General features: G+C 53.3%; 12 protein-coding genes. 4 read left to right on the forward strand and 8 right to left on the reverse strand.

From position 1 onward, the window contains the following. Positions 1-47 precede the first annotated feature (47 nt). A complete protein-coding gene (locus tag H8L32_RS04745) occupies positions 48-1,289 on the forward strand; it encodes a hypothetical protein (protein ID WP_186946011.1) in 1,242 nt (413 codons plus the stop codon). Between the two features lie 435 nt (positions 1,290-1,724). On the opposite strand, the gene H8L32_RS04750 is transcribed toward H8L32_RS04745, so the two are convergent. The 5 genes from H8L32_RS04750 to H8L32_RS04770 all read right to left on the reverse strand — a co-directional run bounded on the left by H8L32_RS04750 (position 1,725) and on the right by H8L32_RS04770 (position 5,652). Then, positions 1,725-2,321: a LysE family translocator gene (locus H8L32_RS04750; RefSeq protein WP_222619195.1), complete on the reverse strand. Its 597-nt coding sequence runs from the start codon at positions 2,319-2,321 to the stop codon at positions 1,725-1,727. 104 nt (positions 2,322-2,425) lie between these two features. Next, on the reverse strand, positions 2,426-3,127 hold the full coding sequence (locus tag H8L32_RS04755) for a DUF6058 family natural product biosynthesis protein (RefSeq protein ID WP_186946013.1): 702 nt from the start codon (positions 3,125-3,127) through the stop codon (positions 2,426-2,428). 16 nt (positions 3,128-3,143) lie between these two features. Beyond that, positions 3,144-3,488 carry an antibiotic biosynthesis monooxygenase family protein gene (locus H8L32_RS04760; protein ID WP_186946014.1) on the reverse strand — a complete coding sequence of 115 codons (345 nt, stop codon included), beginning with the start codon at positions 3,486-3,488 and terminating at the stop codon, positions 3,144-3,146. After that, positions 3,485-4,453 (reverse strand): DMT family transporter, encoded by a 969-nt coding sequence (locus tag H8L32_RS04765; protein ID WP_230412058.1) that lies wholly within the window; start codon positions 4,451-4,453, stop codon positions 3,485-3,487. The genes H8L32_RS04760 and H8L32_RS04765 overlap by 4 nt, the downstream gene beginning before the upstream one ends. Beyond that, complete coding sequence (locus H8L32_RS04770) at positions 4,450-5,652, reverse strand: cytochrome P450 (RefSeq protein WP_186946015.1); 1,203 nt, start codon at positions 5,650-5,652, stop codon at positions 4,450-4,452. Before H8L32_RS04770 ends, H8L32_RS04765 begins: the two co-directional genes overlap by 4 nt. Before the next feature lie 78 nt (positions 5,653-5,730). Here H8L32_RS04770 and H8L32_RS04775 point away from each other — a divergent pair, with 78 nt between their 5' ends. Next, the gene (locus H8L32_RS04775; protein ID WP_186946016.1) at positions 5,731-6,438 is read left to right on the forward strand and encodes an ArsR/SmtB family transcription factor; all 708 of its coding nucleotides are present in this window, start codon (positions 5,731-5,733) and stop codon (positions 6,436-6,438) included. A gap of 6 nt (positions 6,439-6,444) precedes the next feature. Here H8L32_RS04775 and H8L32_RS04780 read toward each other — a convergent pair whose 3' ends face one another. Next, on the reverse strand, positions 6,445-6,768 hold the full coding sequence (locus H8L32_RS04780) for a hypothetical protein (protein WP_186946017.1): 324 nt from the start codon (positions 6,766-6,768) through the stop codon (positions 6,445-6,447). A gap of 339 nt (positions 6,769-7,107) precedes the next feature. On the opposite strand from H8L32_RS04780, the gene H8L32_RS04785 reads away from it, so the two are divergent. Next, positions 7,108-7,929: a class II glutamine amidotransferase gene (locus tag H8L32_RS04785; protein WP_186946018.1), complete on the forward strand. Its 822-nt coding sequence runs from the start codon at positions 7,108-7,110 to the stop codon at positions 7,927-7,929. Then, positions 7,926-8,852, forward strand: coding sequence for a LysR family transcriptional regulator (locus tag H8L32_RS04790; RefSeq protein WP_186946019.1), 927 nt, complete (start codon positions 7,926-7,928; stop codon positions 8,850-8,852). The genes H8L32_RS04785 and H8L32_RS04790 overlap by 4 nt, the downstream gene beginning before the upstream one ends. 282 nt (positions 8,853-9,134) lie before the next feature. Here the strand turns inward: H8L32_RS04790 and H8L32_RS04795 are convergent, their stop codons facing one another. After that, positions 9,135-10,295, reverse strand: coding sequence for a BMP family ABC transporter substrate-binding protein (locus H8L32_RS04795; protein WP_186946020.1), 1,161 nt, complete (start codon positions 10,293-10,295; stop codon positions 9,135-9,137). Positions 10,296-10,416: 121 nt separating this feature from the next. Continuing rightward, the gene (locus tag H8L32_RS04800) at positions 10,417-11,337 is read right to left on the reverse strand and encodes an ABC transporter permease (protein WP_186946021.1); all 921 of its coding nucleotides are present in this window, start codon (positions 11,335-11,337) and stop codon (positions 10,417-10,419) included. Positions 11,338-11,340 lie beyond the last annotated feature (3 nt).

Below are 11,340 nucleotides of genomic sequence, written 5' to 3' on the forward strand. Positions count from 1 at the left end.
CTGAATAATTAACTTCACGATCAAAAAATATGCGGAAACCCCACATCTTGTCTTCCATTTTTTTATTGGTAGGTTTGGCCACGTCTGCAGGCGCGACGGATAAACCAATGTCTTTGCCAGACAGGTTGGCCGCTCTACGCACGACGATCGCTATTGATCATGGAAAGATCGTTGGCCCAGGTGCGGCGGCACTGATGGAAGCTGGGCTGGAAAGTCAATTCGTGCTCATCGGCGAGAGTCACGGTATTGCTGAGGTTGCGAATTTTTCGGCGGCGTTTTTTGAGGCTTTGGCGAGCCAAGGGTTCACCGCGCTCACGATCGAAAATGGACCAACTGTTGCCGACGCATTGGCAAAAAAATTAAAGTCCAACAACGGAGTAGCGGGTATCGCAGCATTTGACAAGGCGTATCCTTTTGCTACCGCCTTTTACAATTGGCAAGCTGAGGCGGAATTGTTGGCGCGTGTCGCCAAAGCTGCTGGCCCATCGTTCCAGTTGTGGGGAGTGGATCAGGAATTTCTGGGATCGGCGAAATATTTGCTCGACCAAATGTCCGACGAACCGGTGAACGTCCTGGCGAAATCGAGCATTGAAACCTTGCGCCAGCAGGAGAGCGAGTGCTACAAAAAAGCGGTGGAGAGCGGCAATCCGGGCGAATTGCTGATGATGAAAGTTAAAGAAGACGATTTATATGCGTTGCAGAAACTGCTCACTGCGCCGAAGGAAAAGCGTGCTTTGACAATGCTGAATTTATTGATCGAAAGCCGCAATATATATGCCAAAAACATGACCCCCGGCCAAGGTTATTTGTCGAATATCCAACGCGCCAAGCTGATGAAACAGCTTGTGGCGGGCCATTTGGCGCAGGCACCGACTCAAAGAATGTTGTTGAAAGCAGGGGCGATTCATGTCTTCCGCGGTTATAACCCACTTGGCCCTGGTAGCCGAGAGATCGGCAATTATCTGGCTGAATATGCGGAAGGCCGCGGACAAAAAACACTGCATGTGCTGGTTGTGGCGGCCAAAGGCCAGCAGGCGCAATTTGCCGGAATCGGGCACGCATCGGTGCCCCGGGAAATCCAAAAGTACGATGGGAAATCAGCTATGGCCGGGGTATTGCCTTTTCTGACAGCGGCGGAAGAAAGCAAGGAGTGGTCGTTATTTGATGTTCGTTCCTTGCTGGGATCTGCAAAATCACTGGCGAATGGCAACAGCAATGTCCAGGGCATGATTCAAGGATTCGATTTCGTGCTGGTTATTCCGGAAGGGACTGCGTCTAAGGATCTGTGATGGCATCGCTCATAGGGCAGATGAGTACGCAAATTGCAGCCATCTTAAGATAAACGAAAGAACGCTCGAAAGCTTTATGTTCATGCGTCTCCCCATTGTCGCTACCTTGTAGCGCTGGCTCACGACCCACAGCGGCGAGTTTGTATCAAAACGAAAAAACACTGTGTTTTCAGGGAACGATACGATCGCGCCCATACTTCCGGTGGTGTCTGTCATGAAGCGGACAGGCACCTCACGTATTTGCCAATCCATGCCAAGTCGTTTCGCCGACGTATGCCATTTTTTCAAGAAGGTGTGCCATAGATAATTTTTCTTTTCAGTTAAGGTAACATAAGGGGACCCTGGCCGTTGTGGGAGAAACGAGGAATGCGATGAAACCAGATTGCGATCTGTGTGAGGATATTGACCGCGAATCAAGTCAGCATCAGATCAGCCTCAAGTAAGCATCAAATAAACCGCACTGATCAACAACATCACCGCCAGGCTGCGATTAAAAGCACGCATCAGGGCGGGTCGCCTGAATAGCTGGCGCAAGGCAGTGCCTGCATATGCCCAGGCGGCAATCGAAGCATAGCAAACGAAAAAATAGATGATGGTGAAATGCCATATCATGGTCGTATCACCATTCGCCGCATACGCACCCATGCCTGCGATGGATGCCAGCCAGGCTTTTGGGTTCAGCCATTGCATCAGCGCGCCATACCATGCAGATGGGCCTTTACCTTGTTCATCGATCTGTAATTGCCCATCGTCCACCGCCAGTTTATAAGCCAGGAACAGTAAAAAGGCGACTCCTGCCCATTGTATGATTTGCGTCAGTGCAGGCATGATATTCAATAATTCATGCAGACCCAGACCGGTCAGAAATAACAAGACCGTAAAACCTATGGTCGCGCCACTGACATGCGCAAGGCTGGCGCGAAAGCCATATTGCGTGCCTGAGCGCAGCGCCACGATATTGACAGGACCAGGTGAAATGGATGCAGCCAGTGCAAAGGCTGCCATGGACAGATAGAGGTTTAACATAAGCATAGCGGTATAAGTTGATCGGCAGACAGATTTATACCCGGCCACGCTTGCTGTGTATTGAAGAAAACTACCCTGCTCAGACCGAGCCGATCTGCCCGGTTGCAGATTTATGCAGCGATTGCCGCCAGCAAATGGGGGCGCAAATCATCCACCAGCCGCTTGCGGCTGCAACGCGGGTATTCTGCCGGTGAAAACAACATGGCTGCCTGGGCATACGCATCGACCAGCGGCAGCAAGTCTTTGGCTTCAGCGCTACTGTAGATAAGTTTGTTGCCATGGTCGGTCAGGGCTCCCAGTTTTTCTTGTAATATTTCTTTGCGTGCTATTGCTGCCGCAGATACCGGGTTGGCGACGCACAGACTGAACGTGCCCATTAAAAAATGTTGCCAGGCAAAATCGGCACGGGTTTGCAAGCCTGCGCTGATGGCCGTGCCATCGCTGGTAAAACTGTCCTGCACATGCCATAACGTGGCATTCAGTTCAGTGATGGCATCAGCAAATTCTTGCATGAAATTCTGCCGGAATACTTGCGCTGCCTGATCGCCATGTGCAGCAATCGCCGCTTGCGCTTTGTTGTACCACACGGTATTGGCTGGGTGAAAATACTCACCTGCATCTGTTCCGGCAGCATCCATTTCACCAAAAACAGCAGAGAAAATTCTGGCGTTTTTTGTCACCACATACGATGGGGCGGGCAATAGCTGGGCCTGTGTCAGGGTATCGATTTCTGTTGCTGTGCAATTGCAGGCTGCGGCAAATTGCGCCTTGTTCAGGTAGTGTTTTTTCAGGTAAAGATCAAGTGCGGACATGTTGTGCTTTCTATTGTTAACCATGGGCACTGCGACTGTCCGCAGGTGCCTGTTCTCTTTCATGCAGGCCGTAATCACGTACTACTGCGGCGATGCGCAGGCGGTAAGCGGCAAATACATGGCCACGTCCTTGCGTCTGCGCAACCCTGTGTTCTTCGGTATTGCGCCAGTTGGCGACCGCAGCTTCATCACGCCAGAAAGACAGCGATAAAATCTTGGCCGGATCAACCAGGCTCTGAAAACGTTCTATCGAGATGAATCCATCCATCTCCTTTAGCAAGGGGGCCAGCCCGGCGGCGATGTCCAGGTATTCCTGCTTGTTGTCTGCATGGGGGATGACTTCAAATATAACGGCGATCATGGTGTCTCCTGATTGTTATGGCGTATCTGATTGAGAGGTTCTGTTTTGACAGGTATGGCAGCGCGTGCCGGGATGGTCATCGCTGCCACGCCAGCTACCACGCAGGCCAAACCTGTCCAGATGGTAGATGTCATGTTTTCTTGCAAGACGACCACACCGATAAGGACACCAATCGGCACGCGCAGATAGGCCTGGGCAGTCGTGCCGACGGAGCCTAATGTCCGCATCAGACGAAAATAAATCACAAACGCTAACGCCGTCGAAAATACGGAAAGCCCAAGCAAGGCAAAGATCGATGCGCTGGAAGCTGTGATTGTCCAGGGATGGTCAACAAACAGACTTAAAGGAATCATGATGGCAGCGCCACAGATCAGCGATCCGGCAGCAGGCTGCATGGGGTCCAGTCCTTTAAAATTCTTGCCGTAGATGGAGGCACCCGCATAACAGATCGTGGCAAGGATGATGGCAAGTTGCGGCATCAATTGGTCGCCCAGACCATGCAAGACTTCCATGCCGATGATGAGACAGGTTCCTGCCAGTCCCATGACGATACCAAACAGCTTGCGCGCAGTGACGGATTCATGGCGGGTGATCATCCATGTTCCCAGAAACGTCAGAATAGGCGCGCCAGAATTCAGGATAGTGGCGAGACCGGCATTGACCGACTGTTCTGCCCATGCAATCAGTGTAAATGGCACGACGCTATTCAGTAGCGCCTGCACCATGAAACGGCGCCATACGACCGCGTCGCCTGACAGACGGATTCCGCGCCAGCGCATGATCATCAACAACAAAGCACTGGCAATCAAGGTGCGCGCCGCGATAAAGCTCATAGGTGGGATAGTCAACACACCAATTTTGATAAAGGTATAGGACGCCCCCCACAAGGTGGAAAGTGCGAGCAACAGCGCAAGTTCTGTAGCAGGATTGTTTTTCTTGTCTCCGACCATGCCGACCTCAGTCATGACAGACCCCTAAGATGATTGAATACCGGAATGCGACCATTCAGGGAAGGGCGATAAGTCCAGCTCAATCTGTTCCATTCAAGCACGGAGGTAGTTATCAGATGATGAAGACTGCTGGCGCTGATCTGTTCTGCAATTGCCTGGCCTGGGCAGGCATGGCGCGCATGGCCGAAGGTGAATACCTTGCGCTCAGGTCTGCCCAGTTGCAGGCTGTCTGCATCATGGTTGGCTGACGCATCACGATTGGCGGCTGCCAGCAAGACCACGATTACCTCACCGGCTTGCAAAGCCTGGCCTGCAATTTCGCATGTCTGTGTGACGAAGCGGCGGGTGTTTTGTACCGGGGCATCGTAGCGGGCTACTTCTGCAACGAGGTCTTTTATTCTCTGCGGCTGACTGGCTGACTCTTCACACAGCCTCAGCAACAGGCTTTGCCGTTGCTGCAAGGCGATGATGCTATTGCCCATCAGGCCCGCTGTTGCTTCATACGTCTGCGATAACAAGCCGATGAGGTTGGCCAGCAAGGCATCTGCATTGTTCCATCCTGCTTGTTGCGCCTCTGTCTGCAGGCGTGCCAGAAAGCTGTCCGGTTCAGTTGCACTGTCTTGCAGCAACTGGCAAAAACTGGTTTGCAAAGCGTTTGCTGCCGCATGGGCTGAGTCGATTTGCGACGGCGTGCTGAGCGGCGACAGGCAGCGTACAAAATCAGCCATCCAGGTGGCCAGCAATGCCAGCCCATCTTGCCTGAAACCCAGGATACTGCCCATGACATGGATGGGGAGGTCGAACAGGTATTGGCTTAAACCTTCGCCATCGCTCATTGCATATTGGCTGGCTAATGTCTTGGCGTGCTGTTGGGTATGCTGGGTGAGTAATGACAAATCCAGTTGGCGCAATGCGCCCTGCATGACCTGCTTGGGCTGGGTATGCGCCTGGCCTTCGTTCATGCGCATCAAATGAGCGAATATGTCCCCAGCCGAGCCACCGGCGATCGTGCGCGGCACCGCTTCGGCGGTCGGCCTGACCGCGCAGCTGGCTGATTCCAGCACTTGTTGTACCACGTCTGCCCGGCTGGCTATCCAGCATTTGAATTCAGCTTCATATGCCAGTGCCGGACCCTGGCGCAGGCTGGCGTAATACGGATAGGGGTCAGTATGGCTGGCGGCATTCAGGATGTTGATGGTGTTTGGCTGGTTCATGGCTAGGCTCTGTCTTGCATGGGTAGGTGATGCAGTATAGGGCTTGTTTGCATTGAACAATTCGTCTACCATCAAAGTATGAATGCAGATAATACTGATTATGCCGATACCCAGTTAGCCAGGCTGGCTGGCGCAATAGCCGAGCCGGCCCGCGCCCGCATGCTGTGCAACCTGATGGATGGGCGCGCCCGTACCAGTACCGAACTGGCAACGGTGGCCGAAGTCAGCCCATCCACCGCCAGTGTACATTTAAGCAAGTTGCTGGAACAGCATCTGGTGAATGTGGTGGCCCAGGGCAAGCATCGCTATTACCAGCTGGCCAGCCCTGAAGTGGCCAATGCGCTGGAATCCCTGCTATTGATTGCCGGTTTGCCACGGCCACGTTTTGTGCCAAACACGCCAGACCGTCTGCGCAAGGCACGCACCTGCTATGACCATATGGCGGGTGAAGTTGCGGTGGGTGTACATGATTATCTGTTGCAGCAAGCCTGGATCACACCAGTGAAAGGTGAAGAAACCGCCTATGAACTGACTGCCGAAGGTGTGCTGGCGCTGGAAAAACTGGGGCTGGATGTGGCTGCCACACGCAAGGCCAGGCGCAGATTTGCCTGTTCCTGCCTTGACTGGAGTGAGCGCACACCACATCTGGGTGGCGCGCTGGGTGCAGCCTTGCTGAATTTATTGCTTGGACATGCCTGGCTGGAACGTGATCTGGACAGCCGGGCACTGGCGCTGACCAGCAAGGGCAAACGTGAATTTCAAAAAGTGTTTGCCCTGAAAACCTGAATTTGTTCAGGTTTTGATCTTGGCCAGACGCGCGATGATGGCAGGCTTCAGCTTGCGGAAGTAGATCAGGTCAATGACCAAGACGGAACACAGTGAAATAGCAACAGTAAGCATAGCGCTGATCCAGATGGATTCAGGTGCAAATACCCTGTTAGCAAAATACACAGACATGAACATGGTCATGGCTATCATGAATTCACGCCAGAATGGTTTGCGCGTCTTTAATGTCGCCAGTTCTGCCTGGTAAATGAGTTCTGCATAGTGCTTGGGCGCAACATCTTTTAACTCAGGTACGGCCAGCAATAATACGTCGGTGCTGAATTTTTGCATGATTGGTATTCCTTTATCAGCCTGAAATCAGGCCATGGATAGATTATCTGCCTCAATATGCGTCAGGTCCACGGTCAAATTGTAAGACATTTACCGCGCATGATTGCTACAGATTGTGTCGGCCCAGATCTGTCATCTCGTGGTGAAAATACCTGTCTGTATGCGTGATAATTGGCTGCAATATGGCTGGTAATGTGGTTCGTCTAAGTTGCATCGTTGTTTTGTCGATAAAACCAAGTGCAAATCACATAAGCAATCGCAAAAATCTTATGGCTTTAGGAATAATAAGCGGGTATGCCTATGGTAAGGTAGATGCAAATTGTTTTCACTATTTGCATCATGTGTCAATTACTTGGAATGAACTGCAATACCCCGACTGATATTGTCTTCAGTTTTACAGGGTTTGCTACGCGTGGCGGCTTGACGGACGAGCACAAGGACGGCTGGGGTATCGCTTTCTTTGAAGGCAGCGCCGTGCGCCTGTTTGTCGATCACCAGTCGGCGGTTGATTCGCCCGTGGCCGAACTGATCAAGCGTTATCCGATCAAATCCAAAAACGTTATCGCCCATATCCGCAAGGCTACCCAGGGCCAGGTCAGCCTGGAAAACTGTCACCCTTTCGTCCGTGAATGCTGGGGGCGTTACTGGGTATTCGCCCACAATGGCGATCTTAAAGAATTTAACCCTGTGCTGGATGGCAGTTTTCAGCCAGTTGGCAATACCGACAGCGAGCGGGCCTTCTGCTACCTGCTGCAACGTATGCGTCGCCATTTTGGCGAACAATTGCCATCGGTGGAGCAGCTTGCATTGTTCATGCACGAGATCACGGCAGAAATTGCCAGCTTTGGCACCTTCAACATGATGCTGTCGAACGGCGAAGCCCTGTTCACCCACTGTTCGACCAAGCTTTACTACATCGTGCGCCAGCATCCCTTCAGTACTGCTGCCCTGACGGATGAAGATGTGGCCGTGGATTTTTCTCAAGTCACCACGCCTGCCGACAAGGTTGCCATCATCGTCACCGAACCGCTGACCACCAATGAACAATGGACCCAGTGTGAGTCGGGCCAGATGCTGGTCTTTGTGGATGGCGATGTATTGCCTCTGGCATTGCCTGCTGCATTGTCCCCGGTATTACCTGCGCCGCAGGCGGCGGCATGAACCAGCGCCTGATGGATCAACTGGATACCAATTTATTGCGTGTCCTGCATACTCTGCTGACCGAACGCAGCGTTACCCGTACCGCGATGAAGCTGGGGCAGTCGCAACCCGCCATCAGCAATATGCTGAAACGTCTGCGTGAAATCACCGGTGACGCCATCCTGGTACGCGGCAAGAATGGCATGACCGCTACCGAGCGTGGTGAAGAACTATTGCTGCTGGCACGCCAGGGTTTGAATGTGATGGAAAGCATCGCCAGCCCGGCCCCGGCCTTCATGCCGGCATCAACCCAGCGCATATTCCAACTGGGCGCACCCGATTACCTGAGCGCCTTGCTGATTCCGCTGATCATAGAAAAACTGCGTGAACAGGCACCGAACGCCGGCCTGACCGTGCATGCCCTGAACGCCGGTTTTGATTATGCCAATGCGCTGGAAACCGGTGAGCTCGATTGCGTCATCGGCAACTGGCCCGATCTGCCGCAACACCTGCATCTGGCGCAATTGTTTGAAGATGAAGTGGTGTGCATGGTACATCGCAAACACCCGGTCGTCAGCAAGGGGCTGTCGATCAAATATTATCTGGAAATGGCGCATCTGGCCCCGACACCCTACATGATGGGACATCGCAGTATCATCGACAGCGCGCTGGCAGAGCAGGGCCTGAAGCGCAGGATACAGATGACCATCCCGTATTTCGGCATGGTGCCCTATGTCCTGGCCCGCACTGACCTGATTTTCACCACCAGCCGCAGCTTCGCCGTGCAATGCGCCAAGGACTGGCCGATAGAAGTCCTGCCCATGCCCATCACCGTACCCAAGATGAAATTCTTCATGCTCTGGCACGAACGCGCACACGCAGCGGCGGAAGTACAGTGGTTAAGAAGGATAGTGGCGGAGGCTTCGGCCAAGGTGATGGTGTAAAGCATTCGCGCAGGTTCTATCTCGTGTTAACGAACCGTAGCCCGACAAAGCTGGGATTAACATAACTCCTTCCCCTTCAAGGGGAGATTTGTGGGAATTCGCAAAGCTTAGCTTTGTGCCACAAATATCTAAGCCGCTCGCAAGCGGCGCAGTGGAATGGTAGGGATGGGGTTATCTCGCAATTTGATTACAGGTTAATTAACTGAAACCCATCCCCACCCTAACCCTCCCCTTGAAAGGGAGGGAACTAAAACATAGCGTATGCTAAAGGTCTTCCTTACATCAACCCGGAACCTTGCCTTCCACACCCTCGACATAAAACTTCACATCATGCAGGAACTTGTCATCCGCGACGGCGTCCTTGCCCAGTACTTCCTTGCCGGTGTTGTCCTTGATCGGGCCTTTCCAGATTGGTGCTGTGCCGTCGATGACGCCCTGGCGTTTGTCGGCGATGAGTTTTTTCACTTCATCTGACAGGCTGGCGTTGAAGCTTTTCAGGTCTATCATGTTTTCTTTCAGGCCCCACCAGGTGGTGTCTGATTTCCATTTTCCTTCCAGTGCCTCACCGACGCGCTTGTTGTAATACACGCCCCAGTCGATGACGGATGCAGCCAGGTGGGCCTTGGCGCCGAACTTGCTCATGTCGCTGTCCCAGCCAAAGGCATACACGCCTTTTTCTTCGGCAGTCTGTACCACGGCGGCAGAATCCGTGTTTTGCATCAGCACATCCACACCCTGGCCGATGAGGGTGGTGGCGGCTTCACGTTCCTTGCCCGGGTCAAACCATTTGTTGACCCAGACTACCCTGGTCGTTGCTTTGGGATTGACTGAACGGGCGCCCAGCGTGAAAGAATTGATATTGCGCAGCACTTCAGGAATAGGGATGGACGCGACGACGCCCAGCTTGCCAGATTTGCTCATCTTGCCGGCGGCGATACCTGCAAGGTAGGCACCTTCGTAGGTACGTACATCATATTGCGCCATATTGTCGGCAGTTTTGTAGCCGGTGGCGTGTTCGAATTTGACATCCGGGAAGTCTTTCGCCACTTTCAGCATGGCTTCCATGTAGCCAAAGGTGGTGCCGAAGATAACCTTGTTGCCCTGGGTGGCCAGGTCGCGGATGACGCGTTCTGCATCGGCTGCGCTTTCTGGTACGTTTTCAACAAAGGTGGTTTTTACCTTGTCACCATATTTGGCTTCGACTGCCTTGCGGCCGACATCATGTGCAAATGTCCAGCCTGCATCTCCAACCGGGCCGACATAGATGAAGCCGACTTTCAGGGGTTCAGGTGCGGCAGGTACGGCGGCGGCACTGGCTGGCGCAGCCGATGCAGCGGAAGCAGGTTTGCTTTCTTCTTTCTGACCACAACCGGCAAGACCAAGTGTCCCAACTACCGCCAGAGACAGCGCGGCTGTCAGGGTTTTTCTGCGAGAAATTTTCATGGTGAGCTTCCTAGTATTGATGAAACGTGGATGACTATGTGAATAACAAAGTTACTTGAAACGAAAAATACTGCAATCAATTTATCCCATTGTCCGATTATCCGATTGCTCAATTATGCCTTCAGGCAGAACCGGGGCGGAAAGGTTTTCCCAGTGAGGCTGGCATGTTCAGGCGTATCCAGTCCGGATTACGCGAAATCAGTACCAGCACCACGATAGTTGCCAGATAAGGCAGCATGGACAGGATTTCTGAAGGAACAGCAATGCCTATCGCCTGAAAATGGAACTGCAATATCGTTACACTACCAAACAGTAAGGCACCGAGCAAGACGCGTGCCGGGCGCCAGGTGGCAAAGGTGGTCAGGGCCAGTGCAATCCAGCCACGTCCGGCGACCAGGCCTTCCACCCACATCGGTGTGTAGACCACGGACAGATACGCGCCCGCCACACCGCAGCAGGCCCCACTGAACAGCAGTGCTATATAACGGATTTTGCGTACCGGGTAACCCAGGGCATGCGCAGATTCTGGTGATTCGCCGACGGCGCGCAAGATCAGGCCAGCCCGGCTGCGGTATAAAAACCAGGCAATCGCCACACACAGTAGCAGGCTGAAATACACGATACCATGCTGGTCGAACAGGGCCTTGCCCAGAAACGGCATGTCAGACAGATACGGTATGCCATGCCCGCCACCAGGCAGAGACTGGCCGACAAAAGATTGCCCGATGAAGGCCGACAGGCCACCACCAAAGATGGAGAGTGCCAGCCCGGTGGCCACCTGGTTGGTAGCCAGCACCAGCGTCAGCCAGGCAAACAAAGTCGCCATCAGCATCCCGGCGACGGCACCGGCAACAAAGCCCAGCCACGGCATATGGGTCTGGTGGGCAACGGCAAAGCCGACTATGGCAGCCACCAGCATCATGCCTTCGGCACCAAGATTGAGCACACCTGCACGTTCATTGATCATCAGGCCCAGTGCCGCAATCAGCAGAGGGGTACCGGAATTGATGGAGGCGGCGATCAGCGCAGCAAAATTTTCCATGGT

Source organism: Undibacterium hunanense, assembly GCF_014284335.1.
Classification (GTDB): Bacteria; Pseudomonadota; Gammaproteobacteria; order Burkholderiales; family Burkholderiaceae_D; genus Undibacterium; species Undibacterium hunanense.

Bases quoted from the DNA above. Each gene is read 5' to 3' on its own strand.
- H8L32_RS04775 (WP_186946016.1), top strand. From the start codon at position 5,731: ATGAATGCAGATAATACTGATTATGCCGATACCCAGTTAGCCAGGCTG.
- H8L32_RS04750 (WP_222619195.1), bottom strand. From the start codon at position 2,321: ATGCTTATGTTAAACCTCTATCTGTCCATGGCAGCCTTTGCACTGGCT.
- H8L32_RS04790 (WP_186946019.1), top strand. From the start codon at position 7,926: ATGAACCAGCGCCTGATGGATCAACTGGATACCAATTTATTGCGTGTC.
- H8L32_RS04785 (WP_186946018.1), top strand. From the start codon at position 7,108: ATGTGTCAATTACTTGGAATGAACTGCAATACCCCGACTGATATTGTC.
- H8L32_RS04755 (WP_186946013.1), bottom strand. From the start codon at position 3,127: ATGTCCGCACTTGATCTTTACCTGAAAAAACACTACCTGAACAAGGCG.
- H8L32_RS04780 (WP_186946017.1), bottom strand. From the start codon at position 6,768: ATGCAAAAATTCAGCACCGACGTATTATTGCTGGCCGTACCTGAGTTA.
- H8L32_RS04800 (WP_186946021.1), bottom strand. From the start codon at position 11,337: ATGGAAAATTTTGCTGCGCTGATCGCCGCCTCCATCAATTCCGGTACC.
- H8L32_RS04760 (WP_186946014.1), bottom strand. From the start codon at position 3,488: ATGATCGCCGTTATATTTGAAGTCATCCCCCATGCAGACAACAAGCAG.
- H8L32_RS04795 (WP_186946020.1), bottom strand. From the start codon at position 10,295: ATGAAAATTTCTCGCAGAAAAACCCTGACAGCCGCGCTGTCTCTGGCG.
- H8L32_RS04770 (WP_186946015.1), bottom strand. From the start codon at position 5,652: ATGAACCAGCCAAACACCATCAACATCCTGAATGCCGCCAGCCATACT.
- H8L32_RS04765 (WP_230412058.1), bottom strand. From the start codon at position 4,453: ATGACTGAGGTCGGCATGGTCGGAGACAAGAAAAACAATCCTGCTACA.